Source organism: Halomarinibacterium sedimenti (assembly GCF_019312585.1).
In the GTDB taxonomy this organism is placed as follows: Bacteria; Bacteroidota; Bacteroidia; order Flavobacteriales; family Flavobacteriaceae; genus Halomarinibacterium; species Halomarinibacterium sedimenti.
Genome location: NZ_JAHWDP010000004.1, coordinates 42,082 through 67,740 on the forward strand (window position 1 = coordinate 42,082; position 25,659 = coordinate 67,740).

Annotated in this window: 24 protein-coding genes; 11 read left to right on the forward strand and 13 right to left on the reverse strand. The window is 36.7% G+C overall.

The window, feature by feature from the left end; translation table 11 throughout:
• Positions 1 to 185 precede the first annotated feature (185 nt).
• Positions 186 to 908 (reverse strand): class I SAM-dependent methyltransferase, encoded by a 723-nt coding sequence (locus KXJ69_RS10175; protein ID WP_219053004.1) that lies wholly within the window; start codon positions 906 to 908, stop codon positions 186 to 188.
• Between the two features lie 227 nt (positions 909 to 1,135).
• Here KXJ69_RS10175 and KXJ69_RS10180 point away from each other — a divergent pair, with 227 nt between their 5' ends.
• The gene (locus KXJ69_RS10180) at positions 1,136 to 1,468 is read left to right on the forward strand and encodes a single-stranded DNA-binding protein (protein WP_219053005.1); all 333 of its coding nucleotides are present in this window, start codon (positions 1,136 to 1,138) and stop codon (positions 1,466 to 1,468) included.
• A gap of 54 nt (positions 1,469 to 1,522) precedes the next feature.
• On the opposite strand, the gene KXJ69_RS10185 is transcribed toward KXJ69_RS10180, so the two are convergent.
• Complete coding sequence (locus KXJ69_RS10185) at positions 1,523 to 2,806, reverse strand: acetyl-CoA hydrolase/transferase family protein (RefSeq protein ID WP_219053006.1); 1,284 nt, start codon at positions 2,804 to 2,806, stop codon at positions 1,523 to 1,525.
• Between the two features lie 153 nt (positions 2,807 to 2,959).
• Between KXJ69_RS10185 and trhO the strand changes: the two genes are divergently transcribed.
• Positions 2,960 to 3,991 (forward strand): oxygen-dependent tRNA uridine(34) hydroxylase TrhO, encoded by a 1,032-nt coding sequence (trhO, locus tag KXJ69_RS10190; RefSeq protein WP_219053007.1) that lies wholly within the window; start codon positions 2,960 to 2,962, stop codon positions 3,989 to 3,991.
• Between the two features lie 25 nt (positions 3,992 to 4,016).
• On the opposite strand, the gene metG is transcribed toward trhO, so the two are convergent.
• From metG to KXJ69_RS10205, 3 genes are all read right to left on the reverse strand, one after another.
• Positions 4,017 to 6,089, reverse strand: a complete 2,073-nt coding sequence (gene metG / locus KXJ69_RS10195) for a methionine--tRNA ligase (protein WP_219053008.1) — start codon at positions 6,087 to 6,089, stop codon at positions 4,017 to 4,019.
• 90 nt (positions 6,090 to 6,179) lie between these two features.
• Positions 6,180 to 7,808 (reverse strand): DUF1501 domain-containing protein, encoded by a 1,629-nt coding sequence (locus KXJ69_RS10200; protein WP_219053009.1) that lies wholly within the window; start codon positions 7,806 to 7,808, stop codon positions 6,180 to 6,182.
• Between the two features lie 6 nt (positions 7,809 to 7,814).
• Entirely contained in the window at positions 7,815 to 9,284 is a 1,470-nt protein-coding gene (locus KXJ69_RS10205; protein ID WP_219053010.1) for a DUF1800 domain-containing protein, read from the reverse strand.
• 111 nt (positions 9,285 to 9,395) lie between these two features.
• On the opposite strand from KXJ69_RS10205, the gene KXJ69_RS10210 reads away from it, so the two are divergent.
• From KXJ69_RS10210 to KXJ69_RS10230, 5 genes are all read left to right on the forward strand, one after another.
• Positions 9,396 to 10,331, forward strand: a complete 936-nt coding sequence (locus tag KXJ69_RS10210; protein WP_219053186.1) for a S66 peptidase family protein — start codon at positions 9,396 to 9,398, stop codon at positions 10,329 to 10,331.
• An 8-nt stretch (positions 10,332 to 10,339) separates the two neighbouring features.
• Entirely contained in the window at positions 10,340 to 11,536 is a 1,197-nt protein-coding gene (locus KXJ69_RS10215; protein WP_219053011.1) for a fibronectin type III domain-containing protein, read from the forward strand.
• A gap of 7 nt (positions 11,537 to 11,543) precedes the next feature.
• Positions 11,544 to 11,723 carry a hypothetical protein gene (locus KXJ69_RS10220; protein ID WP_219053012.1) on the forward strand — a complete coding sequence of 60 codons (180 nt, stop codon included), beginning with the start codon at positions 11,544 to 11,546 and terminating at the stop codon, positions 11,721 to 11,723.
• Positions 11,724 to 12,013: 290 nt separating this feature from the next.
• Positions 12,014 to 12,664, forward strand: a complete 651-nt coding sequence (locus tag KXJ69_RS10225) for a hypothetical protein (RefSeq protein WP_219053013.1) — start codon at positions 12,014 to 12,016, stop codon at positions 12,662 to 12,664.
• A 45-nt stretch (positions 12,665 to 12,709) separates the two neighbouring features.
• Positions 12,710 to 13,072 carry a YraN family protein gene (locus KXJ69_RS10230; protein WP_219053014.1) on the forward strand — a complete coding sequence of 121 codons (363 nt, stop codon included), beginning with the start codon at positions 12,710 to 12,712 and terminating at the stop codon, positions 13,070 to 13,072.
• Positions 13,073 to 13,124: 52 nt separating this feature from the next.
• Here KXJ69_RS10230 and KXJ69_RS13730 read toward each other — a convergent pair whose 3' ends face one another.
• A complete protein-coding gene (locus KXJ69_RS13730) occupies positions 13,125 to 13,259 on the reverse strand; it encodes a hypothetical protein (protein ID WP_255571318.1) in 135 nt (44 codons plus the stop codon).
• Positions 13,260 to 13,268: 9 nt separating this feature from the next.
• Complete coding sequence (gene mfd, locus KXJ69_RS10235) at positions 13,269 to 16,610, reverse strand: transcription-repair coupling factor (RefSeq protein WP_219053015.1); 3,342 nt, start codon at positions 16,608 to 16,610, stop codon at positions 13,269 to 13,271.
• A gap of 114 nt (positions 16,611 to 16,724) precedes the next feature.
• On the opposite strand from mfd, the gene KXJ69_RS10240 reads away from it, so the two are divergent.
• Positions 16,725 to 17,150, forward strand: a complete 426-nt coding sequence (locus tag KXJ69_RS10240; protein ID WP_219053016.1) for a tellurite resistance TerB family protein — start codon at positions 16,725 to 16,727, stop codon at positions 17,148 to 17,150.
• Here the strand turns inward: KXJ69_RS10240 and KXJ69_RS10245 are convergent, their stop codons facing one another.
• From KXJ69_RS10245 to fbp, 6 genes are read right to left on the reverse strand one after another with little or no spacing between them, the layout of a single operon-like run.
• Positions 17,151 to 18,677 carry an ATP-binding response regulator gene (locus KXJ69_RS10245; RefSeq protein ID WP_219053017.1) on the reverse strand — a complete coding sequence of 509 codons (1,527 nt, stop codon included), beginning with the start codon at positions 18,675 to 18,677 and terminating at the stop codon, positions 17,151 to 17,153.
• Positions 18,677 to 19,165 (reverse strand): Rab family GTPase, encoded by a 489-nt coding sequence (locus KXJ69_RS10250; protein ID WP_219053018.1) that lies wholly within the window; start codon positions 19,163 to 19,165, stop codon positions 18,677 to 18,679. Before KXJ69_RS10250 ends, KXJ69_RS10245 begins: the two co-directional genes overlap by 1 nt.
• A gap of 54 nt (positions 19,166 to 19,219) precedes the next feature.
• Positions 19,220 to 19,612 carry a hypothetical protein gene (locus KXJ69_RS10255; RefSeq protein WP_219053019.1) on the reverse strand — a complete coding sequence of 131 codons (393 nt, stop codon included), beginning with the start codon at positions 19,610 to 19,612 and terminating at the stop codon, positions 19,220 to 19,222.
• Between the two features lie 54 nt (positions 19,613 to 19,666).
• Positions 19,667 to 20,506 (reverse strand): cell envelope biogenesis protein OmpA, encoded by an 840-nt coding sequence (locus KXJ69_RS10260; RefSeq protein ID WP_219053020.1) that lies wholly within the window; start codon positions 20,504 to 20,506, stop codon positions 19,667 to 19,669.
• An 18-nt stretch (positions 20,507 to 20,524) separates the two neighbouring features.
• Positions 20,525 to 20,875 (reverse strand): fructose 1,6-bisphosphatase, encoded by a 351-nt coding sequence (locus KXJ69_RS10265; RefSeq protein ID WP_219053021.1) that lies wholly within the window; start codon positions 20,873 to 20,875, stop codon positions 20,525 to 20,527.
• A gap of 55 nt (positions 20,876 to 20,930) precedes the next feature.
• Entirely contained in the window at positions 20,931 to 21,938 is a 1,008-nt protein-coding gene (gene fbp, locus KXJ69_RS10270) for a class 1 fructose-bisphosphatase (RefSeq protein WP_219053022.1), read from the reverse strand.
• 82 nt (positions 21,939 to 22,020) lie between these two features.
• Between fbp and KXJ69_RS10275 the strand changes: the two genes are divergently transcribed.
• The 3 genes from KXJ69_RS10275 to KXJ69_RS10285 all read left to right on the forward strand — a co-directional run bounded on the left by KXJ69_RS10275 (position 22,021) and on the right by KXJ69_RS10285 (position 25,623).
• Positions 22,021 to 22,491, forward strand: a complete 471-nt coding sequence (locus KXJ69_RS10275) for a GNAT family N-acetyltransferase (protein ID WP_219053023.1) — start codon at positions 22,021 to 22,023, stop codon at positions 22,489 to 22,491.
• Positions 22,488 to 23,747 (forward strand): aspartate kinase, encoded by a 1,260-nt coding sequence (locus tag KXJ69_RS10280; RefSeq protein WP_219053024.1) that lies wholly within the window; start codon positions 22,488 to 22,490, stop codon positions 23,745 to 23,747. Before KXJ69_RS10275 ends, KXJ69_RS10280 begins: the two co-directional genes overlap by 4 nt.
• 61 nt (positions 23,748 to 23,808) lie before the next feature.
• The gene (locus KXJ69_RS10285) at positions 23,809 to 25,623 is read left to right on the forward strand and encodes a GNAT family N-acyltransferase (RefSeq protein ID WP_219053025.1); all 1,815 of its coding nucleotides are present in this window, start codon (positions 23,809 to 23,811) and stop codon (positions 25,621 to 25,623) included.
• The last annotated feature ends 36 nt before the right edge of the window (positions 25,624 to 25,659 follow it).

Consider the following 25,659-nt stretch of genomic DNA (forward strand, 5'->3'; position numbering starts at 1 on the left):
GAAAAAAACCCGTCTGAATGCTCAGACGGGTTTAAGTTTATTTGTGAATTACACGCATATCATTATCTCCTCGCCTGAAAGCCAGTATGAAAATGATGATGATGTAATTGATTTGAATTCATTTCTTATTTTGAATAGGACAAAGCTATAAAACTTTTTTTAATAGAAACCCAGTTGTGAAAATTTTATGATTCTTTTTTTACGAAAACCATACAATGTTGCCAAGGCAGATTTTCGATGTTTTCCTTTAATTGAAATCCAGCAGCTCTCATTTCCTTTATCGCTTGTTTTTCGGTCATTTTATGCACTTTCAAAATAGGAATCAAAGGATCTTCACCTCGGTATTCGACTAAAAAGATTTTTCCGTTGGGTCGAAGTGCATTTTTAATAGAAGCCATCATTTCCTTCGGAAAACTAAATTCGTGATACACATCTACCATTAAAACTTTATCCACTGAATTTTCAGGAAGGTTGGCACTTTTCTCCCCACCTTTTATGAGAGTTACATTTTGGACACCTTTATTGTTTGCTTTTTTTTGAATTTCATTTAGCATTTCCTCTTGAATATCGACCGCATAGATTTGCCCTTTATTAATCATGGGAGCCATTTTAAAAACATGATAACCAGAGCCTGCTCCAATATCGGCGATGACATCGTCGGGTTGAATGTTCATATTTCTAATAAGCGTAGAACTGTTTTCTTCTTTTGCACGTTCTGGCCGGTCTAGCCATTCCATTCCTTCAAAACCCATCACGTTGGCTATTTCTCTACCCATAAACCATTTTCCAGTTCCGTATGGATTTCCTGCTTCGTATCTATATTCTTGTTGTTGATTAATGCTTTGAGAGCCACAGCCTAATAGAAGAAGAGACCCCATTGCAAATCTCAAAAAAAGGAGTTTTTTCATATTAATGGCTTTTTTTATTGAAGATAAACAAATATTAAATAAAAACGTAAAATATTGAAATACAAAAAGTTGTCTATTAAAAAATCACTTTTAAACGTTTACAAACGACAATATCCGATAGTAAATGCGTAATAATTTGGTAAAAAAAAAACCTGCCCTATGTTTGTCCTGTCGAACTCAACGAAGAGTCGATAGTATTAACTGTTTAACAATTAAAATTTAAAATTATGAACACACTAAGAAACAAAGTACAGTTGATTGGAAACCTAGGGAACGACCCAGAAATTGTTACCCTAGAATCAGGTAAAAAGTTGGCAAAATTCTCTATTGCTACTAATGAAAGTTACAAAAACAACAAAGGTGAACGCGTAACCGATACCCAATGGCACAATGTAGTGGCTTGGGGAAAAACGGCCGAAATCATTGAAAGTTTTGTAACCAAAGGAAAGGAAGTTGCCATTGAAGGAAAATTGACCACCCGTTCCTGGGAGGATAAAGAAGGCCAAAAGCGCTATACTACAGAGGTAGTTTGTAACGAACTCCTAATGTTAGGAAAGTAATTTCTTGTAAATACTGTATAGAATTTGGGGCGGCCGTAGGCCGCCCCAAATTTTTTAAAGACTATAAAAACGCTCAAAAATATCTTTCTCCAATTGTTCTCTATGATTGGGATGTGCTATCGAGATAAGTTCTTTTGCTCTTTGTTTTAAACTCTTACCGTAAAGATTTACCACTCCAAATTCAGTAGCGACATAATGCACGTGGGCTCTAGTAGTAGTTACCCCTGCACCATACTTTAGGTGAGGAACAATTTTTGAAATTCCATTTTTAGTAGTAGACGGCATCGCTATAATGGGTTTTCCTCCTTCAGAAAGAGAGGCAGCACGAATAAAATCCATTTGTCCACCAACACCAGAATATTGATAGGGACCAATCGTATCGGCACAAACCTGACCTGTTAAATCAATTTCAATAGCACTATTTATGGCTGTAACCTTTGGGTTTCTTTTTATAATTGCGCTATCATTTGTATACCCAGCTTCTTTAAAATGAACTAATGGATTGTCATCAATAAAATCGTATAGTTTTGGGGAACCTATCGCAAAAGTGGTCACAATTTTACCCGTTTTAATCTCTTTTTCTTCCCCTGTAATAATTCCTTTTTCAATTAATGGGAGCACACCATCCGAAAACATTTCGGTATGTATCCCAAGACGCTTGTGATTTCCGAGGTTATGTAAAACTGCATTCGGAATATTCCCAATTCCCATTTGTAACGTGGCACCGTCTTCAATAAGATTAGCCACATGTTTTCCTATCGCTATTTCAACTTCAGAAGGTATTTGGCTATGTGATTCATGAATAGGTTGATCTATAGATACAGCAAAATCTATCTGACTCGCATGAATAATCCCATCCCCATGCGTTCTGGGCACTTTAGGATTTACTAATGCCACGACTTTTTTTGCTTTCTGAACCGCAGGAAGGGTAATATCAACCGAAACTCCTAGGGAACAATAGCCATGTTTATCGGGTGGTGAAACTTGAATAAATGCCACATCTAATGGAAGAATATTTCTTCGAAATAGCCAATGAATTTCACTTAAAAAAATAGGAATATAGTCTCCGTTATTAGTGTTTACACCTTTTCTTACATTGGAGCCTACAAAAAAACTATAAAGTTTAAAAGCCTTATTATAGGGCTCTCTTATATACGGAGCATCCCCATCGGTATGGATTTGAACGATTTCAACATCTTTTAGCTCGTTGTATCGTTCGCATAAATGATCAATAAGGTAATTTGGGGTCATGGCTGCACCTTGGAAAAATACTCTATCTCCAGATTTTACAATGCCAACAGCTTCCTCAACAGATACAATCTTTAAATTTTTATTCATGGTATTCTATTTAAAATGCAAAGGTCTAATTTGTAAAAGATTCTTTATATGATATATGTCAGAACCCCTTAAGATTCTTACTTCTTGTTATTTTTTTTAAATATTAAAAGGATGCTTACCTTTGCCCAAAATTAACTCTTAAAGACGTATAGCATGCAACTGTACAATACCTTAAGTGCTAATGAGAGATCTGCATTGTTAGAACAAGCAGGTGAAGACCGTTTGACACTTTCTTTTTATCAATATGCCTATATAGGCAATCCAGAACTATTTAGAAACCATTTATTTGTCGCTTGGGATGCGATGGACGTCCTGGGACGTATTTATGTAGCTAATGAGGGAATTAACGCCCAACTTTCGTTACCTGCCAAAAATTTTGAGGATTTTAAATCTTTTTTAGACGGCATTTATTTTCTTGAAAATGTACGATTGAATATTGCTATTGAACAGGATCTTAAATCTTTTTTAAAATTGAAAATTAAGGTTCGTGATAAAATCGTAGCAGACGGATTAAACGATGCTACTTTTGATGTGACTAACAAAGGTATCCATCTGGATGCAGTATCGTTTAATCAAATAATTGAAGATCCCGACACTGTTTTAGTCGATATGCGCAATCACTACGAAAGTGAAATAGGACATTTTAAAAATGCTATCACACCCGATGTGGACACCTTTCGAGATTCTTTAGATATTATTGAAGAAGACCTAAAAGACCACAAAGAAGATAAGAAGCTAGTGATGTATTGCACAGGGGGTATACGTTGTGAAAAAGCCAGTGCTTATTACAAACATAAAGGTTTTAAAAATGTATTTCAGTTAGAAGGAGGTATCATAGAATATGCACGACAAGTGAAAAACTTGGGGCTTGAAAATAAATTTTTAGGAAAAAATTTTGTTTTTGATCATCGCCGAGGCGAACGCATTAGCGACCACGTTATATCGCAGTGCCATCAGTGCGGTGAAGCCTGCGACACGCATGTAAACTGTGCTAATGAAGCATGTCATTTATTGTTTATACAATGCGATAACTGTAGAGCACAAATGGAAGAATGTTGTTCGGTTGAGTGTCAAGAAATCATCCAATTGCCTTTAGAAGAACAAAAAGCATTACGATCGGGGCTCCATAACAGCAATAAAATATTTAAAAAAGGGCGAAGTGAAAAACTTAGGTATAAAAAGTAGTGCTGTAAATAGTTTAGAAAAAGCTTTAGTTTATCGTCGCACCATTTTCAACCCCTGCATCATCAGGATTCACAAATACCAATTTCCCATCGGTGTTTTCGGTCATTAAAATCATTCCTTGACTTTCCACACCTCGTAAGGCACGAGGTGCTAAGTTGACCAGCACAGTTACTTTTTTACCCACGACTTCTTCTGCCGAAAAACTTTCGGCAATACCCGAAACAATAGTACGCACATCTATGCCAGTATCCACTTTCAGCACTAATAGTTTATTGGCTTTCGGCATTTTTTCGGCCTCAATAATAGTACCCACACGCATATCCAGTTTGCTAAAATCATCAAAGGTAATCGTGTCTTTTTGTGGCGTAACTTCCTTGTTCATGGCTTCATTTAATTTTTTTGAGGCTTCTAATTTTGCTAATTGCTGTTGAATTTGCTCATCTTCAATTTTACTGAAAAGCAATTCACTTTGCCCAATAGTGTGATCTGGTTTAAGTAATTCGGTGTTATCTGAAACGGAATTCCAAGAAAGAGATTCCTCACCTTCGTTCGGAATGACATTGAGCATGCCTTTCAATTTATTCGAAGTAAACGGCAAAAAGGGTTCACTCAATATTGCCAGGGCAGAAGCAATTTGTAAGGCAATATACATCACGGTTTGGGTACGGGCTTCGTCTGTTTTAATGGTTTTCCAAGGTTCTTCGTCTGCCAAATATTTGTTTCCCAATCGTGCTACATTCATCAATTCGGCTTGCGCTTCACGGAAACGGTATTTTTCAATGGAGCTGGAAATGACTTCAGGATAGGTTTTTAAGGCCGCAAGGGTTTGTTCGTCCACTTCATTAAACGAAGCTGGTTCTGGAACCACCCCGTTATAATATTTATGGGTTAAAACCGTCACACGATTGATAAAATTTCCGAAGATCGCTACCAATTCATTATTGTTTCGTGCTTGGAAATCGGACCAAGTAAAGTCGTTGTCTTTGGTTTCAGGAGCATTGGCAGTTAACACATAGCGCAACACATCCTGCTGATTGGGAAACTCCTCCAAATATTCGTGCAACCACACCGCCCAGTTTTTACTGGTAGAAATTTTGTTGCCTTCGAGGTTTAAAAACTCGTTGGCAGGAACATTATCCGGTAGAATGTAACTGCCTTCGGCCTTCAACATACTTGGGAAAATAATACAGTGAAATACAATATTGTCTTTCCCAATAAAATGAAGCAATTTGCTATCCTTGTCTTTCCAATAGGGTTCCCAATCTTTTCCGACGCTATTTGCCCATTCTTTGGTAGAGGAAATATACCCAATAGGCGCATCGAACCAAACATACAATACTTTTCCTTCGGCGCCTTTTACAGGAACAGGAATTCCCCAATCTAGGTCGCGAGTCACGGCACGAGGACGCAATCCGTCGTCAATCCAACTTTTGCATTGCCCTAACACATTGGTTTTCCAGTCTTTTTGATGTCCTTTTACTATCCACTCTCGTAACCAACTTTCATATTGGTCTAAGGGTAAAAACCAGTGTTTGGTTTCTTTTAAAACAGGTTTATTTCCGGAAATAGCACTCTTCGGATTGATTAAATCGGTAGCATTATGCGAAGTACCACAACGCTCACATTGGTCGCCATAGCTTTCTTCATTTCCACATTTTGGGCAGGTCCCAATGACAAAACGATCGGCTAAAAATTGCTGAGCCTCCTCATCGTATAATTGCTGGGTAACTTCTTCAATAAATTTTCCGTCGTCGTACAGTATTTTGAAAAACTCGGAAGCCGTTTCATGATGAATCTTCGCTGAAGTTCTTGAATAGTTATCGAATGAAATTCCGAAGTCTTCAAACGATTTTTTGATAATGGCATGGTATTTATCCACCACCTGCTGCGGCGTAATACCTTCCTTTTTTGCTTTAATGGTAATAGGGACACCATGTTCATCGCTTCCGCAAACAAATAAAACATCTTTATTTTGAAGTCTTTGGTAACGGGCATAAATATCGGCAGGCACATACACTCCTGCTAAATGTCCAATGTGAACCGGCCCATTGGTGTACGGAAGGGCGGCAGTAATGGTATATCTTTTTGGATTGCTCATCGTCTGTATTAAGTGGCAAAAATACACATTTTAAAAACTAAAAAAGCATTCCTAATGTGAGAATGCTTTTCAAATTTATGTGCTTTAGACTTATTTAATCATTAATGATTTACTATAATGTTGCCCACCTATACTTATTCGGTAAATGTATTGCCCAAAGCTTAATCGCTTGCCAAGGGCTTCTTTAATATCGATACTATGCCTGCCTTCGAAAAAGAGTTTGTTGGCTATGGTTCCAATTTCGCGTCCCACTAAATCATACAAGACAATGGTGCCGCGTCCTGCGGACGGGACATTCAATTCAAGATACACAGTATTATTTTTATAGACAGGAACGTGTGAAAATCGATTTACATTACTGAAGTCATTTGTAGATAGTGTTTCACATTCTATTCCTAAATCTAATATTTCGTAGGATTGATTTAAAAGGATGGTGTTTATCACCGAAGGATCTAAACAAAACCAGTTGGTTAACACCGAATTGTACACATCTCTAAAGTCGTTTGTTGGGATTAAATTATCGTTAGCATCCCATTCGTTAATGTCGGGATGTTCGCCTACAAAACCACTTCCGTTTAGGCCTGCACCAAAAAGCATCACAGGCGAAGCTGCGCCGTGGTCTGTTCCGTCCGATCCGTTTTCGTAAGGTCTTCGTCCAAATTCTGAAATGGTCATCCCTAAAACTTTGTCATCCATTCCTGAAACAGCTAAATCTTCATAAAAAGCTTTAATGGAATTTGATAAATCTTGTAATAATTCCTGGTGTCTTTCTGGCTGATTGGCATGAGTATCAAAACTTCCTAAGGAAACCATATACACTTTGGTGCCTAATCCCCCTTTTATAAGTCGTGCCACTGCTGACAATTGTTGCCCCAAATCGCCTTCACCATAATCAGCATTATTTGAAGCCGCTGTATAGGCATCGTGGATAGTTTCGGCATATAAAAACGTCGTGTTTGCTGTTGCTCGCATAAACAGGAGCTTATCTCCATAGACACAGTCTGGAATATTTACCACATCGTGAAGCGTCCCATTTTCAGCAACGTTTTGTAACTGCTCCAGATTGGCTACCGTAAATGCGTAGTTATTGTTATTTCCATCAAAAATAAGATTGCCTACATTGCCTATTTGTACCGCAGGTGGAATTTCGGGGGGGTTGATTAAATAATCTGGGTACAAATCTTCAAAATAACGCCCCCACCAGCCTGTAGGTTCTTCATAGGTGTCTGCGGTAGATGCCCAAATATCTGTAGAGCGAAAATGTGATAGATTTTGTTGCGGATAGCCTACCCCGTGCACCACTTTCATATTTCCATCCCCCCAGACGGATTCCAAGGCATTCATATAATTGGGGATGGCAAAATCAGCATTTAAATTGAGTAAATCACTTTGCTGATGGCGTATCGTTGGACGTAAATTGGCGTAGGAGGCATAATCATACACCGGGACAATGGTATTCAATCCGTCGTTTCCACCTTCTAAGCGAATAATCACCAAAATATGATCATTTTCACTTTGGGCAAGTGCCACCGAAAGGGGCGAGGGTTTAGTTGCCGAAACCGTATGGCTTCCCAGCATCATGCTTCCACCACCTACGAGGCCTAAAGCTTGTATAAACGAACGCCGGTTCCACAATAAATGTTCTTGATCGTGGACGGTTCTTTCGTCTTTAGATTCTTTTTCTTTCTTCTGAAATAAAGGATGATCGTGATTACACATAGCAGGTTATTTTAGTTGAAATTCGGGGATGGTGGCAATATGCACTAATAACAGATACACTTGATAGGGAGCAGACTCCCAATCGAGGTTCCAAAGTCCTTCATCGTAATAATTTTGAGGGACTTCCCATTTAAAAATATCGGTTGCAATGTCGTAATCGCTAGCCGTAAAAAGTTCTTTTGCGTTGAGGTAATCGACAATGACTCGAGTGATAAATTCTGGGTCAATACTGTCATTACTTAAGTCTCGGGCAAATTCTCTAAAGGTTTCTTCTTGGCCGTTACCAAACAGTGTTCCTAAATAAGCTTCAAATAATTGCCATCGCCCGGTTAGGGTTGAAGTGCTTATCCAATCTTCGTCTCGTTGCCAACCCGCTACATTGGGGGGTTGATATAAGCCTTGTCCTAGAGTCCCTGCGAAGTACAAAAATGCCTCCATGAGCTCATCGTTGTATGGAAATTCACTCTCATTTACAAAATTGAAAATAAGATCGAAAGGACTTTTTATCACTACGCCCAATGCTCGTTCGTCAAAAAAATGTTCGCTTTTAAAAAGCTGCTTTAAAACGGGAACCAATTCAAAATTGTTATTGATAAGAGTTTGCGCCAAAGGCTGAATGATATTGGCTTCAATGGTAGCATCCACATCCGGACTTACAAAATATTGGTATAATTTTCGGCAGATAAAAGGAGCAATTAAAGCGCCTCTTTCCTGAAAAAGAATATCGATAACATCGTCGTACCCCCAATTCCCTGTTTGCCCAAAAATGGTTTTATCTCCATCTACAAAGGTGCTTGGGTCAAAATATAATGGCGCTCCAGGTTCTGTGGTGTGATTATACCCGGTGAGGGCTTTAGAAGTTTCTACAATGTCTGTTTCGGTATAGCCATTTCCTTCTCCCAATGTAAAGAGTTCGTAAAGTTCGCGGGCATAATTTTCATTAGGTTCTACGTTGGTATTTTCAAACCCATTTAAATAGAGCAACATCGCTGGGGTAATACCAATTTCACGAACAAAATCTTTAAAATTGCCCAGGGCATGGGTTTCGCAAACCTTGTAATATTGAAATAAATAAGGCGCATAAAAATAGGTGTCTAGCTCGGTAACAAAATGATTGAGCCAAAACTCTGTGAGACGTCCGCGTAATTCCTGTGTTATAAAGTTATTCCCCGTTAAAACACGCCACTCTAAGATGTATTGTTCATTTTCTGTTTCAAAATTTCCGAAATCACTCACTGCATAATAGCCCCAAAAAGGAGCAGGTGTAGCAGGAAGGGTAGCGGCACCATCCACTAGGGTATCTATCAAGTCATTGGGTGTTTGCGAAAGCCCGTTATCGATGGTACTTGGAGAGGCACCAAAGCCTACTCTGCGATAGGCATGTTGTACTTTTGAAAATGTCCACGGATTGGGACCCGAGGGAATATAAGGCGTTAAAGTAGCGGTATTACACGAAGCAGAAGTCAAGGTTTCCATAGGCAAGTACAAGATTTTGAGACTTTTAAAGTATATAATTCTGTGGGAACTACATAATTAAGACCCAGATTTAACAAAATAGTTTAATTTTATAAAAACAGAAGTCCATTGATGCAAATACCCCCTTATCTAAAACGTGGCGATAGCGTTGCCATTGTTTCCACCGCTCGAAAAATTACAAAAGATGAGGTGCAACCGGCGTTAGCATTGTTAAAATCTTGGGGATTGAACCCTATTTTAGGTAAGACCATTGGAGCTGAAAGCAACCAATTTGCTGGGGATGATGCCTTGCGAGCCAAGGATTTTCAGGAAATGTTAGATAATACTGAAGTAAAGGCCATTTGGTGTGCTCGAGGAGGGTATGGAACGGTACGAATGATTGATGCATTGGATTTTTCAAATTTTCTGAAACATCCTAAGTGGATTGTTGGCTATAGCGATATTACGGTGTTTCATAACCATATACATACTTTAGGGGTAGTGACACTTCACGCGCAAATGTGTTTGGAAATTGAAAATAAAACGGAAGCCACTCGCGAAACCTTACGCAAAGCCCTTTTTGGAGAACCTTATAGTATAGAATATGCCCTTCCGGTGGCTTCGAGAACCTCAGCCACCTTACAACGTAGTGGCGAAGCTCAAGGACCCCTTGTTGGCGGTAACCTTTCGATGTTGTATTCCCTCTGCGGAAGTCCTTCTGCATTAAATACCCAAGGGAAGATTTTGTTTTTAGAAGACTTGGACGAGCATTTGTACCACGTAGATAGAATGATGCAAAACCTAAAACGCAACGGGATGCTAAAGGAGTTAGCAGGACTTATGGTGGGAGGGATGAGCGATATGAAAGACCACACACAGGCACACGGATTTGCAACCGATAGACCCTTTGGCAAAACCGCCGAGGAAATTATTTACGATACCGTAAAAGAATATAGCTACCCCGTTTGTTTTAACTTTCCTGCGGGACATATTAAAGATAACAGGGCGCTGGTGATGGGGCGAATGAGCAATTTAAAAATTGATGAAAAAAGGGTATCTTTAAATTAAAACTTGTTATGAATCTAATAAAATCAATCGTAGTAATTATTATCACCATTGCGTTTTTTTCATGTAGTAATGATGATAAAACTTCCACACAAACCAATTTACCTCCTGGAGATTTTACATTGAGCGTTGAAGACATTGCTACTTTCTCTGCACGTGTAACTTGGACAGAATCACAAAATAATAGCGACTCACCATTAACATACAAGGTGTATTTAAATGATGAATTACTAGGGGAAGAAATTACGGATAATGAATTTTTGATTACTGAACTTGAAAGTGTGACCAATTATTCGGTTAAAGTTGAAGCAGTTAACGATTATGGGACAAAAAATGAGACCACTACTTTTGAAACATTAGAAATACCCGAATTATATTTTTTCAAGTTTTACAATCCTAACAATCCATGTTTTTACGATGAAGTAAATTACCTTCCAAATAAAAAAACAGATAGTATTAAACGTTTTAGTTTGTGTACACCTCCTTATTATGATAATATAAAATATAAATTTTCGTATGATAACGACGGAAAAATCATTAAAGTTCATGGAACAAGTAATACGTGGGGAACTGCTATAGAGAATTATTCATACAGTGGAATTAACGTCTCAAAAATAGATAGTTATTATGGTTGGGGAGCGGATGGAAGTGTTGTTGATACAATTACTTATACCCCCAATTTTACGGAATATGAATATAGAAGATATCATTATGGTTTATCGAGCTATTATTTATTTGAAACAACCCAAAATTATATTTTAAATGGACCAGATGATAAATTGATACAGCATAGAAAGAATATTACCTATTCTTATTTAGGTGAAGTGGGAGAAATAATTTATGATTTTGAGTATGAAAATGGAAATCTCATTAGAATTTCAGATTCCAATGGGGATTTTTGGGATATTGAATATGATAATGCACCAAGTTTTATTACATTTTCAATGAGTTTTGCTTCTAGTTGGCTGCCAGATCATGCTATTACTAAAGTTGCAGGGCTTTATCAACATAATGATGAAAATTTAATAAATGACCTAAATAAAATTCCAGAAATGTTTAATCATTTCAATACAAACAATCCAAGAATATATAGGAAAAATGGGACTATTATAAGAGAGATTCAATACGAGTATAATATTTTTGGTTATCCAAGTAAAGTTATGATTGAAGGAATTGATGATATTCATATTGATTATATAGAATTATAATTCCACTATGGTCTACAACCATGAACTTGATAAACGTGGCGTGGAGATTATTTACGATGCTGTAAGAAAATACAGTTACCCCATTTGTTTTAACTTTCCCGCAGGGCATATAAAAGACAATAGGGCGTTGGTGATGGAGCAGAAAACTACATTGCAAATTACGCCTACCACAGTACAATTTTTTTAAAAATAGCTTAAAAGTTAGTTTTAAACTAACTGCAGTTAGTTAAAAGCTAACAGTAGTTACCGAAAAGCTAACTCGGGTTAGTAAAAAGCTAACAGTGGTTAGCTAAAAAGATACTTTTGTTACCGAAAAGCTAACTTGTGTTAGTTAAAAACAAACAAGTGTAACCAAAAAGCTAACCGTAGTTAGTTAAAAGCTAACACAGGTTAATAAAAAGCTAACTTTTGAGGTTTTTGGACTAAAGGGGTGGTGTTGTGGATTTAGAAAATAGGATTTTGTATTTTAGCTGACATATGAAAGTATACATAATAATAATTTTTTTTCTAATTTTTTTCTCAGGTATTGGACAAATTGAAAGAAGCCCGACAATATTAGTACTCAATTCACAGAAAACAATTGTAGATAAGAAATATGATTCAATTGCAAAATTAATGGTTAGGAAGGGTCTGACTGAAGAGCATAAAAAAAGAATAAGAGAGTCGAACGCCGAGTTTCCATTAATATCAGAAAAAGAGATATTGTTTTTAGAAGAGGTTGATATTTCTACGCAAATACCATACGGAGTTTATTATATTTTAAGCTATAAGTTTTTTGAATACTATCAAAATCTATTGATTTTTCCAGCTAAAGAGAATAATGATTCAAGTTTGGAACAATTAAATATAATATCTGAGAAATATGATACAAATTGGGTTGTAAATATTCCTTTAACAGAGTTTTATTTTGAGAATGGAGTAAACAAAGGGATAGTTAAATACCAACTTTATAATAAAAAATCAAAAGAAATTTTAATAGAGAAAGAGTTAAATATTAATGATCATAACTTTGGAGGAGAAATGGCTTGTTTAGAAGGTACTATTAGTTGTGTAATTATGAACTCAATCTGGACAATATCTCTTGAAGTTTATAATTTCATGCTTAAAAATAAAATGTACTGGCGTTAACTTAAAAAGTATAATACCAAATCCAGTAGAGTTTAAATTCAATCAATGGCCTACCATAACGAACTCGGCAAATTAGGCGAGGAGCTCGCCACACAATACCTGCTTAGGGAAGGGTACAATATCCTGGAGCGTAATTTTGTGTACGACAAAGCTGAGATCGACATCATTGCCCAAAAAGAGGAAGGTGTTATCGTAATTGTGGAGGTTAAAACCCGTAATAGTGCTGCGTTTGGGAATCCACAGGAGTTTGTTTCAAAAAGTAAAATAAAATTATTGGTCAAAGCTGCAAACGAGTATATCATCGACCGCCAACTCGACGCCGAGGTACGGTTCGATATTATTGCCGTGCTTAAAAACAAAAAGGAAGAACGCATCGAGCATTTTGAGAATGCGTTTTATCATTTTTAATATTTGTCATTCAGGAGTTTACACTGAGCCTGTCGAAGTGTGAGCACAGCATCTACTTCTCCTTCTTCTTAAACAAAAACCCCAGTGGCAACCAAATAAGAAAAAAGAAGAATTTCCCTGTAACCAATCCCACAATGGTGATGATGGCAGCAATAATCATGAAAATGTAACTCCAATTCGTATTCATATCAACCCATTATTCAAAACGTTCCAACGCCTGTAAGGCTTTATTTACTGAAGTAATCCCTTCGATAGTTAACAACAATCGCAAGCCGTTTCGAGTTTGTTTTTCCTTCATTTTTACCTGTTGCGGATTTTGCTGTACAAACTCTAACACTTTCCCAAAGGCAGGACTTTGGTAAAAGTTGCTCTGTTGGTCGCTTATAAAATACCCCACCAGCCTTTTCTTCTTCATCACCACACGTTCTAAGCCCATTTGTATGGCCTTCCATTTTATACGGACGCTATTCAATAAATCCACAGCAGGTTGTGGCAATTCTCCAAATCGATCCACCAATTGGGCTTCAAATTTTTGAAGTTCGGCTTCCGTTTTTAAGTCGTTGAGTTGGGTGTACAAATTCAATCGTTCGGTGATATTATTCACATAATCATCTGGGAACAGTAACGTGAAATCGGTATCAATCACCGTTTCTTTGATGAATTCTTTTTTCTCGTGTTCGGTACCCGAATAAAGGTCTTTAAACTCTTTTTCTTTCAGTTCATCAATCGCTTCCGCCAGAATTTTTTGATAAGTTTCAAAACCAATCTCATTGATAAACCCGCTTTGCTCACCTCCTAATAAATCTCCTGCGCCACGAATTTCCAAATCTTTCATTGCAATCTGAAAGCCGCTTCCCAATTCACTAAACTGCTCCAAAGCTGTGATTCGTTTTCGAGCATCATCGGTCATCGCACTGTATTCCGGCGTGATAAAGTAACAGAAGGCCTTTTTGTTGCTTCGGCCAACACGACCTCGCATTTGGTGAAGGTCACTAAGTCCAAAATTATTGGCGTTATTAATAAAAATGGTGTTGGCGTTGGAGACATCCAAACCACTTTCAATAATGGTGGTGGACACCAAAACATCAAATTCATTATTCATAAAAGCCAGCATCAAGCTTTCCAGCTTTTTTCCGTCGAGTTGTCCGTGACCAATGCCTATTTTGGCATCGGGCACTAGCCGCTGAATCATCCCCGCCACTTCCTTGATATTTTCAATACGATTGTGCACAAAAAAGACTTGTCCGCCACGGGATATCTCATATCGAATTGCATCCCGAATGGTTTCTTCCGAAAAACGAATGACTTGCGTTTCCACAGGATATCGATTAGGTGGAGGGGTAGTTATCACCGATAAATCCCGCGCTGCCATTAAACTAAACTGAAGCGTTCGCGGAATGGGGGTTGCCGTTAAGGTAAGGGTATCGACATTTTCTTTGATGGTTTTTAGCTTGTCTTTTACCGCGACTCCAAATTTTTGTTCCTCATCAATAATGAGTAACCCGAGGTCTTTAAATTGCACCGATTTATTCACTAACTGGTGCGTGCCAATAACGATGTCGAGCGTTCCGTTTTGCAATCCGTCAATCACTTCTTTTCGTTGTTTGGCACTTCTAAATCGGTTGAGGTAATCTACTTTCACGGGCATATCGGCCAAACGTTCAGTAAAGGTTTTAAAATGCTGAAAAGCCAAAATGGTGGTTGGTACTAAAACCGCTACTTGCTTTCCATTGTCCACGGCTTTAAATGCTGCTCTTATGGCGACTTCGGTTTTTCCAAATCCCACGTCACCACACACCAGGCGGTCCATAGGACGTTCGTTTTCCATGTCCCGTTTTACGTCTTCGGTGGCGGTGATTTGGTCGGGCGTATCTTCATAGATAAAGGAGGATTCTAATTCGTGTTGTAAGTAGGAATCGGGCGCAAACTGAAACCCTTTTTGGAGCCTGCGTTTGGCGTATAATTCAATAAGGTTAAAGGCAATTTCCTTAACGCGGGATTTGGTTTTCTGCTTCAGGTTTTTCCAAGCCGCACTTCCCAGTTTATAGATTTTAGGAACGGTGCCATCCTTTCCATTAAATTTTGAAATTTTATGCAACGAATGAATACTGAGGTATAAAATATCCCTGTCGCCATAAATTAATTTAATGGCTTCCTGCATTTTGCCTTCCACATCAATTTTTTGAAGTCCCGCAAATTTTCCAATTCCATGGTCAATATGGGTTACATAATCACCAATTTCTAGCGAAGTGAGTTCTTTTAACGTAATGGCCTGCTTTTTGGCGTATACGTTCTTTAGCTGAAATTTATGATAGCGCTCAAATAATTGATGGTCTGTATAGCATAGTATTTTTTGTTCCTCATCCCGAAACCCTTGATAGAGTGGAAACACTACAGTTTCAAACTGGTCAACGTGCTGGTGCGAATCTTCAAAAATGTCGTGAAATCGTTTGGCTTGGGATTCGCTACTGCAAAAAATGTAATTGGTAAATCCTTTTGCAGTATGCTCATTAAGGTGGTCCATCAACAAATTAAATTGCTTGTTGAAGGAAGGCTGTGGCTTTACATTAAATGAAATATTTTCGGAAGAAAGATTATTTTCCGAAGGCGAAACCACAACAGTCTTAAATGATTCCAGTTGTTTTTTCAGTAAAGCCGAAGTGCAAAATAATGCCGATGGCTCACTTAACTTAACTTCCGTTTTAATTTCTGAAAAGGCTTCTGTTGCTTTTGCAAAAAGTTTGTCGAGACTACTGCTAAGAAGCTCTTCGTTTTTAATAAAAACCACCGTTTTATTGGCTATGTATTGTAAAAAAGTTTCCCGCTTTTCATCCAACATTTTGTTTTCCACATTGGGGATGATGGATACTTTTTTGTGTTGTTCTAGCGACAGTTGTGTTTCCACATCAAAGGTGCGAATACTTTCAATTTCGTCGCCAAAAAATTCAATCCGGTAGGGCTCATCATTGCTAAACGAAAAGACATCCAAAATCCCACCACGTACTGAAAATTCGCCAGGTTCGGTCACAAAATCGGTGCGTTTAAACTTATATTCAAACAAGACTTCGTTTACAAAGTCGATGGAAAGTTCATCGCCATTGGCAATTTTTAGGGTGTTGCGTTCTAGTTCTTTTCGAGTAACTACTTTTTCAAAAAGTGCCTCAGGATAGGTGACAATAAGCGCAGGTTTTTTTCTAGAATTAATACGGTTAAGTACTTCACTTCGCAACAGTACATTGGCGTTATCTGTTTCTTCAATTTGGTAAGGCCTTCGATAGCTTCCTGGGTAAAAGAGGACATTGTCTGCACCCAATAAGTTTTCCAAATCATTAAGGTGATAGGCCGCTTCTTCTTTATCGTTTAAAATAATAAGAAAGGGTAACGCAGTGGTTTTAAAAACGTCAGCAATAACAAGCGATAAAGAGGAGCCAGCAAGGCCAGAAAGTGTTGTCTTTTCTTGAGTTTGGGAAATAGTATCCCGCAGTTTTCGTGTTTTCGAAGACTGTGCAAAAAGAGATGAAACCAGCGATTTACTCATTGCTGGCGCAAAGATAACAATCCCCTAAAGGCAGAAAAAAAGTTACCGTTATTTTTATGAAATATTTCAGTAAAAAGAATAACAAACTTTATATTTGCACAATAAATTTGAACTATGTCATTTACAGATCTTTTTGAAAGTGGAACACGCGGAAGAAACCTTGGGCATTTTGCCGCTATGGTTAATATTGCAACTTCTCACGGGACCACTCATGAAAATGAAACTAAATTATTGAAACGTTTTGCTAGAAAATTAGACATTACAGACCTTGAGTATGAGGAGATAATAAAGAATCCTTCAAAATATCCTATCAGCCCTCCAAATAGTGCAGATGAGCGTTTGGAAAGAATGCTTGATTTATTTAAAATGATTTTTGCCGATCACGAAATTGATGACGAAGAGCGTGTGCTCATTGAAAGATATGCTATTGGCTTAGGATATACTGAAGAATTGGCTGCTACTTTAATTAAGCGTTCTATCGAAATTTTTAATGGCGGATTAGACCTTGAAGATTATCGCTATTTACTTAATAAAAAGTAATTATTGATTTAAACTTTCCTTTATAGCCTTAAACAATTCTTTTTTGGTAAAAGGCTTCATTAGATAATTAGAAATTTCTTTTTCTTCTAAAGTATTTTGGAATTCTAATAATGAATTGCCACTTGCTACAATAATAGGGGTTTTATTTATAGAATCTTCGGGATGTTCTTTTACTTTATCAATAAAACTGAAGATATCTATATCGGGAATCGTGGTTTTAGCAATAATAACATCAATTCTCTTTTTCTCTAAAAGCGAAAATGCCATGGCGCCATCGGTAGCTAAGTGCATCACATAAGCTTCGTCGTTATTAAGAAAATGCTTAAAAAATAGCATTTGGTTGTCCTTTATATCTTCAATTACCAGGATGTTTTTGTTGATATAAATTCCTGGGATTTTTTTTGTTTTATAAGCCTTCTTTTTAGGAATTCTTGTGGTAAATGGGATATCCAAAATAAATTCTGTACCAACATCTATTTTACTTTCAACAGCAACGGTTCCATTCATTAATTGGACAAGATTTTTCACTATTTTAAGACCCAAGCCATCTCCCAAAGGTTTGAGTTTTTCCTTTTCGAGTTGTAAATAATTGTCAAAAACTTTGCTTATTTTCTCTTGGGCTATTCCTTTTCCAGTATCTTTTATGATAAATCGAATGACGGTTTCATTAGAAGATTTTATGTGTTGGTTATTTGGAGAAGGGACAACACTCAACGATACACTCCCACGATAGGTATTTTGAAATGCATTTTCGATTAAATTAAATAATATTTGATGTAATCGGTTGGGGTCTCCAATAAGTGCTGTATGTACCTTGCTTTCTGTTTCTACAGTAAAGTGAATATCGCTGGAATACTTATGCTGAAAATGCTTATAAATAGCCGCCATAAAGGTAGAAAGGTTAAAGTTTACGTGCTTTAACTCTAATACCCCATCCTCTATTTTTGAAATGTCCAATAAATCTTCCATCAACACCTTAAGTTGCAACCCAGTTTTTTGAGCAACTTTTAACAGTTCGGTTTGTTCATAGCTCAAGGAACTTGCCGAAAGTGTTTCTAAAAATCCTAAAAGATTGTTGAGCGGGTTACGTATTTCGTGATTTAAGTTTGCTAGGAACGTATTTTTAAATTCTTCTTTTGCTTCAAGCAACTTTTTCTCGAAATCCAATTTATTTTTTGCAATTGAAGCTTCGTTTTTTTCCTGAACTATGGGTTGTGAATTTTCATAGTGTTCAGTAAGGTCGAAGAAAAACAGGAAGAAGCGTTTTTCTTTTTTAATGACCTCAACATCAATAATCTTTTTTACTCCTTCAAATTCAATATTGATACAAGGAAATTGAATATTTTCATTAATAGACGTTAAAACCTCTGGGAAAAGTTCAAAAAAGAGATGAAAATTAGAAATATTAGACTTTTCTGCAATGTTGAAAATAGCGTTATCACTGGAAATCACTTCTCCTTTTTGAGAGATTTCAATTTCTTGAACCCGACTCTCAAAAAGCTGCTTTTTTAAGTTTCCATATGCCATTATGAGAGGGTCTTTTGTGCTATTTCGATAAACATGGTTTCCACATTGTCACCTGTTTTTGCACTTGTGAAATAACTATTTTTAAACACTTCTTTATCAAAAAAACTTTCAGAAAAATCTTTTGTGAATAAATCGGCTTTATTCCCAACAATGCAATATGGGATGCTATTGAAATGTTCTTTAATATAGGCTATTTCACTTTCTATATTTTCATAGGTTTCTGGTCTAGAAACATCAAATACATATACAAAAGCATGACTTCCTAAAAGATAAGATTTTCGAGCTTCTTCAATATTATTTTTACCTTCGATATCCCAAATAATTAATGAAATATCCTCCCCATTAATGGTAACTGTTTTCTTTTTAATATGAACGCCCACTGTAACAAGATATTCTTCGCTAAAGGCCATGTCCACAAACCTGCGTACTAAACTAGTTTTGCCAACACCAAAATGACCAAGTAAGACAACTTTTTTTGCGATGTTCATAATCAAATTTTGTCAAAATTACGAATACTTAGTGTGTAAATCAAAGCTAAGGGATTAATCCTTTTTCTTTTTCATTCGGTTTTCAAATTTATGAGACTGTTCCTTTAACATAAATCTGTTCTTTTCCTGTGTTTCCTGATGAACTTCTTGGTAGTGTTTTGAGAAATTAAAGAGTAAAATCACAAAAAAATCCCGTTCTTTTTTTAGAGTTATGTCACAAATAAATTTTTCATTGTTAACATCCATTAAAATACAAGGGAAAGCAATATTTTTTGGGACATTAGCATCTTCTTTTACAATTTCCTTTAAACATTCAAAGAAGGGATGAAGTAGGAATATATTTCCTCCTTTTTTTAATTCAATAAGAGCATTATCGGTTCTTAATATTTCTCCAAACTTGTTAATTTGAATTAGCTGAATTTTATTTGAAAATGAATTTTTTTCCATACACATAAGTTTGGGTCTACTAAAGATATAAAAACCGAAAGGAATTTAGCTTTTTTATTGCAGTGTGCCTATTTTAGATAATTGCGCTTCAAAAAACGACTTTAAAATGGTATCGACCTCTGGTTTGGATAATTTTGAAATCTTGGGTGAAAGTTGTTCAGAAAGTTTTAAAAGCCTATTTTCTATTTTACTCTCAAATGTTCGTGTGTAATTTCCAGATACGACTACCGCGATATAATAGCTGAAAAAATTTTGAATATGCAGTGTATATAACTCATATTCTATCGCCTCTAGATTCTGATTGCCACCGGAAAAAGCATCTTCAACAAAACTCTTAATTGCAGTGAGCATTCCAGAAACCATATCTTTATCCAAAGTTTCGGTAGTGCTAAAATTACCCAATAATAAACCAGAACCTTTTTGGATTACTAAAACCTCATTTACTAATGCTTCATTGGCTTCACTAAGAATTAAATCACTTTCTTTTACACCACTAAATTTTGCTCGAAATTTACGTTTTAAGCCTGCAAGGGAAAATGCACTATTTACTTTTTTATTAATTTTTTCGGAAAGGACTTTAATTTCATTTTGTATGTAACGCTTTATCATTTTACCCATAATGGGGTATAAAGCTTCTACTACTTCATCTTTTGAATTGGCTATTTGCTCTTTTAAAGTTTTTGTAATGGTTGGGCCTAATCTATCAGGTATTTTTATAACAAACTCATTGAGCTTTTCGTCAATAATAGGATCTACTTTTTCAGAAAGCTTTTGTTTTTCTTCAAGGGTCTTGCTAATAGTTTCAAGGCGTTCATTAATAGCATGGGCAATTTCCCTGTCTTCAATCAACAGGATTTCTCTAAGAAGTTGTAATTTATCTTCTTGCTTTACCACGCTTATTATTTAAATGAATTATGAGCTAACCTTTTCTCCTAGAGAGATTAGGAGTTTTCCAAGTTCTTTGCGGTCTACTTTTTCCTCGGTAAGGGCTTCTGTCTTTGCTTGTAGACTGTCTTCTAGGTCTGTAATTCTTATATTCACATCGGTGCTTAAAGAATCGATAGATTGCATTAATTCGTTACGGACTTCATCAATGTAATTTTCAAGAAGAGCTTTCTTTTTATCAATTTCGCTTTTTAGTGTTTCAAACTCACTATCGTATTGTTGAATATTCTCTCCAAAAATTAAATTCTTGATGGCTTCGATTTTTGAAGAAGAATCCATAGTGGGTTTCTCTTTCTCTGGTGAAGTTTTTTTTGCCATAGTATATAGGTTTTACTTCACCAAATTAACGAAAAAAAGATATAATAAGAGGGTTTTATGTAAGTTGCATGAAATTTTCGACCTTTTCGACCATATTTTTGCTCCCACAAAAGAAAGGAGTTCTTTGGTGCAGTTCGGTAGGCTGAATGTCCATAATACGTTCAAATCCATTACTTGCTTTTCCACCTGCTTGTTCTGCTATAAAAGCCATTGGGTTACATTCATAAAGCAACCGAAGCTTTCCGTTAGGGTCTTTTGCCGTGTTGGGATAAATATATATTCCGCCTTTAATCATATTTCTGTGAAAATCAGAAACCAGCGAACCAATGTACCGCGAGGTATAAGGTCGGTCATCCTCTTCTTTTTGACAATATTTGATGTAGTCTTTTACCCCTTGCGGGAAGTGCACATAGTTTCCTTCATTAACCGAATAAATGTTTCCATCTACTGGAAATTGCATATTTGGATGTGAAAGGTAGTAGGTTCCAATAGCTGGGTTAAGTGTAAAACCATTAACGCCGTGTCCTGTAGTATATACAATCATGGTTGAAGTTCCGTAGATGATATATCCCGCAGCAACTTGCTTATTTCCAGGTTGAAGAAAATCTTCTAAAGTTACGGGGGTTCCTTCATGGGTTATGCGTCTATAAATTGAAAAAATGGTACCTACCGAAACATTCACATCAATATTAGAAGACCCATCCAGTGGATCAATTAACACCACATATTTATTATCATTGTTACCACTTCTTCCTTTAATCGTAATAAAATCGTCTTCTTCTTCACTTGCAATACCGCACACAATCTCACGATTTGTTAAGGTTTTAATAAATGCATTGTTGGCGAAAACATCCAATTTTTGTTGGTCTTCTCCTTGTACATTAGTATCGCCAGCTGTTCCTAAGATGTCCACCAGCCCGGCTTTATTTACCTCGTGATTTACAACTTTGGCGGCTAAACGAATGGAATTAATTAACCTGGAAAGCTCTCCAGAAGAATATCGAAATTCACTCTGATTCTCAATAATAAATTCGCCTAGCGTTTTATTTTTTTGTGGTGTCATGCTGGAAGGTTGTAACTTTGGTGCAAATATCGGTATTTTTAAGAAATAGAAGCGATATTTGCGAGTCAAAACCTATATGAAAATGATTGTTCGTCCATCTAGGAAAGAAGATATGCCTCAAGTATTGGAGCTTATCAAAGAATTGGCTGTTTTTGAAAAGGAGCCCGATGCTGTTCAGGTATCGGTTGCGGAGCTGGAAGCAGCAGGTTTTAGTGATAATCCTCAGTTTACTTGCTTTGTTGCCGAAAAGAATCTAGAAATTATCGGAATGGCATTGGTGTATTTTCGATTCTCTACTTGGGTTGGTAAAACCGTTCATTTAGAAGACCTAATTGTAAAGGAAAAAATGCGCGGTAAAGGTGTGGGAATGGCACTGTACAAGAGAGTAATGGAATATGCCAAAGAGGAAAGTGTAAAACGGGTAAACTGGATGGTATTGGGATGGAATAAGGACGCTATAGATTTTTATGAGGGAACAGGTGCCACAGTAATGGAGGAATGGTGGCAAGTAGAAATGGACCAAAAAGCATTACAAAATTTTTTAAATATATGAAGATATTTAAGTTTGGTGGCGCTTCGGTGAAAGATGCCGAAGGCGTTAAAAATGTAAAGAATGTGTTGGAGTTTACTGCCGAAAAAGATTTGGTAGTCGTGGTTTCTGCCATGGGGAAAATGACCAATGCTTTGGAAGAAATAGTGAAGCATTATTTTGCCAATAATACGTCAGAAACTGAGGCAAGTATTAGTGAAGTGTATAATTATCACCTTCAAATTTTAAAGGAATTATTTCCCAATGCATCTCACGGTATTTACCGGAAGGTTTCTAAGTGGTTTGAAGGAATGAGATCGTTTATTGAAAATAACAAATCAAAAAACCACGCTTTTGTCTATGACCAAATTGTGAGTTACGGAGAGTTAATTTCCACAACCATAGTTTCGGAATATTTAAATGAAAACGGACTTAAAAATGAATGGCTAGATGTTCGCCAATGCATTAAAACCGATAATTATTATCGCGACGCCCGAGTAGATTGGAACCAGACACAGGAATTAATTCTGGAGAATACTTCAAAAAAAGGAGTTACCATAACACAAGGATTTTTAGGAGCCGAAGACACACATAATTTTACTACTACCCTTGGCCGAGAGGGGAGTGACTATACTGCAGCCATTTTTGGCTATTGTTTAAATGCCGAAAGTGTCACCATCTGGAAAGATGTACCTGGAGTTTTAAATGCCGACCCGCGTCATTTTTCAAGCACACAATTATTGCATCATATTTCGTATCGAGAGGCGATAGAATTGGCTTTTTATGGAGCTTCAGTAATCCATCCAAAAACGTTGCAACCGTTGCAGCGAAAGGAGATTCCGCTGTTTGTAAAATCTTTTGTAAAGCCTGAAGCACCTGGCACATGTGTTGGGAAAGGGGTGTTGTTAGATCCTATGGTTTCTTGTTTTATTCTGAAGAAAAATCAGGTGTTGATTTCATTGTCCTCCCTGGATTTCAGTTTTATGATGGAAGACAATATAAGTGAAGTATTTAACTTACTTCACAGTTATAAAATGAAGGTGGAATTAATTCAAAATTCTGCTATTAGCTTTTCAGTATGTATTGATAATAAATATAATTCTCTAGAAAGTTTGCTTCCAAAATTGATGGAAAAATTTAAAGTCACTTGCCACAAAGATGTGACCCTTTATACGGTTCGCCACAGTAAACCCCAAGAAATAGTTTCATTAACACAAGGAAAAAAAGTACTTTTAAAGCAAGAAGCTGGGGAAACGGTTCAATTGGTTACAATGGAGTAGCGAGTAAGTTAGGGCGTTTCGCTATATTTGTTTAGGCGTATTAACACAACACAAAGGTTTCATGGGATTAGTAAATGCTAAAGAAGTTGCCACTGCCATAAAGGTCGATAAATTCGGTTTTATTGGCACGTCGCTTGGGTGGTTGCTCATGAAGGTTTTAAAGATTTCGACCATGAACAAGATTTATGATCGCAATAAACACCTTAACGACCTCGAATTTATTAATGCCCTTTTAGATGAATTTGAGATTCGTTTCGAAATTCCTGAAGAAGACCTAAAGCGAATCCCTAAAACGGGCCCTTTTATTACTATTTCCAACCATCCTTTAGGAGGAATTGACGGAATTTTATTGTTGAAATTATTAGTTGAAAATCGTCCTGATTTTAAAATAATCGCCAACTTTTTATTACATAGAATAGAGCCTTTAAAGCCCTATGTCATGCCTGTAAACCCTTTTGAAAGTCATAAAGATGTAAAAAGTAGTTTTTCGGGTTTTAAAAATGCATTGCAACATCTTAAAGAGGGGAATTCGTTAGGTATTTTTCCTGCTGGGGAAGTTTCTACGTATCGTGATGGCAAATTATTAGTAGATAAACCCTGGGAAGTTGCTGCAATGAAATTGGTGAAAAAGGCAGAAGTTCCCGTAGTACCTATCTATTTTCACGCTAAAAACAGCAAGCTTTTTTATCGATTAGCAAAACTGAATGACACCTTGCGAACCGCAAAACTTCCTTCAGAACTGTTAACACAAAAGGAGCGTGTTATTAAAGTAAGAATTGGAAACCCTATATCCATTGCAGACCAAAAGGAACACGAATCATTGGAGGCTTTTACAGAGTTTCTTCGTAAAAAAACTTATGTGCTGGCGAATCCTTTCCAGAAAAAAACACTTCTTGAAAATATCCCAAAAACACTAAAGATACCTAAGCCTCCCAAAAAAATAGCAGGACCTATTCCTATGGAGGCAATGAAAGAGGAAGTGGACACCCTGCGATTGGCTGATAAGCGCCTATTGGTTAGTAAAAATTATGAGGTCTTTTTAGCGCAGGCACAGTTAATTCCTAATATCCTTCAGGAAATTGGAAGACTACGGGAGATTACTTTTCGTGAGGTAGGAGAAGGGACCAATCAAGCTACAGATTTAGACAAATTTGACTCGTATTACCACCATATGTTTTTATGGGATAATGAGACTAATCAAATTGCAGGAGCCTATAGAATGGGGTTAGGGTCAAAGATATTTGCACAATATGGAATAGACGGGTTTTACCTTCAGGATTTGTTTCGTTTTGAACCTGAATTATATGATATGATGAGCAAATCCATTGAGATGGGTCGCGCTTTCATTATAAAAGAATACCAACAACGTCCCATGCCTTTGTTTTTACTTTGGAAAGGAATTGTGCATACCACCTTACGTTATCCTGAGCATAAATTTTTAATTGGAGGGGTAAGTATAAGCAATAAGTTTTCTGAATTTAGTAAGAGTTTGATGATTGAATTTATGAAATCGAATTATTACGACCCTTATATAGCACAATACATCAATCCTAAAAAGGAATTTAAAGTAAAACTGAAGGATGCGGATAAAGACTTTATTTTCGACGAAACCGAAGCCGATTTAAACAAGTTCGACAAACTTATTGATGAGGTAGAACCAGGGAGTCTTCGCCTTCCCGTACTTATTAAAAAGTATATTAAGCAAAATGCAAAAGTGGTAGCGTTTAATGTGGATCCGCTTTTCAATAATGCCGTGGACGGCTTAATGTACATTCGTATAGCAGACTTGCCAGAAAGCACTGTTAAGCCTGTTATGGAAGAATTTCAGGCAGAATTGGAGCGAAAATATCTTTCTAAAAATGAAGAAGAGGAATAATTAAAAACCTCTATGTTACAAACCTCCTGTTATTTC

Coding starts and splice junctions, on each gene's coding strand:
- KXJ69_RS10175 (WP_219053004.1), bottom strand. CDS start 908: ATGAAAAAACTCCTTTTTTTGAGATTTGCAATGGGGTCTCTTCTTCTA.
- KXJ69_RS10180 (WP_219053005.1), top strand. CDS start 1,136: ATGAACACACTAAGAAACAAAGTACAGTTGATTGGAAACCTAGGGAAC.
- KXJ69_RS10185 (WP_219053006.1), bottom strand. CDS start 2,806: ATGAATAAAAATTTAAAGATTGTATCTGTTGAGGAAGCTGTTGGCATT.
- trhO (WP_219053007.1), top strand. CDS start 2,960: ATGCAACTGTACAATACCTTAAGTGCTAATGAGAGATCTGCATTGTTA.
- metG (WP_219053008.1), bottom strand. CDS start 6,089: ATGAGCAATCCAAAAAGATATACCATTACTGCCGCCCTTCCGTACACC.
- KXJ69_RS10200 (WP_219053009.1), bottom strand. CDS start 7,808: ATGTGTAATCACGATCATCCTTTATTTCAGAAGAAAGAAAAAGAATCT.
- KXJ69_RS10205 (WP_219053010.1), bottom strand. CDS start 9,284: ATGGAAACCTTGACTTCTGCTTCGTGTAATACCGCTACTTTAACGCCT.
- KXJ69_RS10210 (WP_219053186.1), top strand. CDS start 9,396: ATGCAAATACCCCCTTATCTAAAACGTGGCGATAGCGTTGCCATTGTT.
- KXJ69_RS10215 (WP_219053011.1), top strand. CDS start 10,340: ATGAATCTAATAAAATCAATCGTAGTAATTATTATCACCATTGCGTTT.
- KXJ69_RS10220 (WP_219053012.1), top strand. CDS start 11,544: ATGGTCTACAACCATGAACTTGATAAACGTGGCGTGGAGATTATTTAC.
- KXJ69_RS10225 (WP_219053013.1), top strand. CDS start 12,014: ATGAAAGTATACATAATAATAATTTTTTTTCTAATTTTTTTCTCAGGT.
- KXJ69_RS10230 (WP_219053014.1), top strand. CDS start 12,710: ATGGCCTACCATAACGAACTCGGCAAATTAGGCGAGGAGCTCGCCACA.
- KXJ69_RS13730 (WP_255571318.1), bottom strand. CDS start 13,259: ATGAATACGAATTGGAGTTACATTTTCATGATTATTGCTGCCATCATC.
- mfd (WP_219053015.1), bottom strand. CDS start 16,610: ATGAGTAAATCGCTGGTTTCATCTCTTTTTGCACAGTCTTCGAAAACA.
- KXJ69_RS10240 (WP_219053016.1), top strand. CDS start 16,725: ATGTCATTTACAGATCTTTTTGAAAGTGGAACACGCGGAAGAAACCTT.
- KXJ69_RS10245 (WP_219053017.1), bottom strand. CDS start 18,677: ATGGCATATGGAAACTTAAAAAAGCAGCTTTTTGAGAGTCGGGTTCAA.
- KXJ69_RS10250 (WP_219053018.1), bottom strand. CDS start 19,165: ATGAACATCGCAAAAAAAGTTGTCTTACTTGGTCATTTTGGTGTTGGC.
- KXJ69_RS10255 (WP_219053019.1), bottom strand. CDS start 19,612: ATGGAAAAAAATTCATTTTCAAATAAAATTCAGCTAATTCAAATTAAC.
- KXJ69_RS10265 (WP_219053021.1), bottom strand. CDS start 20,875: ATGGCAAAAAAAACTTCACCAGAGAAAGAGAAACCCACTATGGATTCT.
- fbp (WP_219053022.1), bottom strand. CDS start 21,938: ATGACACCACAAAAAAATAAAACGCTAGGCGAATTTATTATTGAGAAT.
- KXJ69_RS10275 (WP_219053023.1), top strand. CDS start 22,021: ATGATTGTTCGTCCATCTAGGAAAGAAGATATGCCTCAAGTATTGGAG.
- KXJ69_RS10280 (WP_219053024.1), top strand. CDS start 22,488: ATGAAGATATTTAAGTTTGGTGGCGCTTCGGTGAAAGATGCCGAAGGC.
- KXJ69_RS10285 (WP_219053025.1), top strand. CDS start 23,809: ATGGGATTAGTAAATGCTAAAGAAGTTGCCACTGCCATAAAGGTCGAT.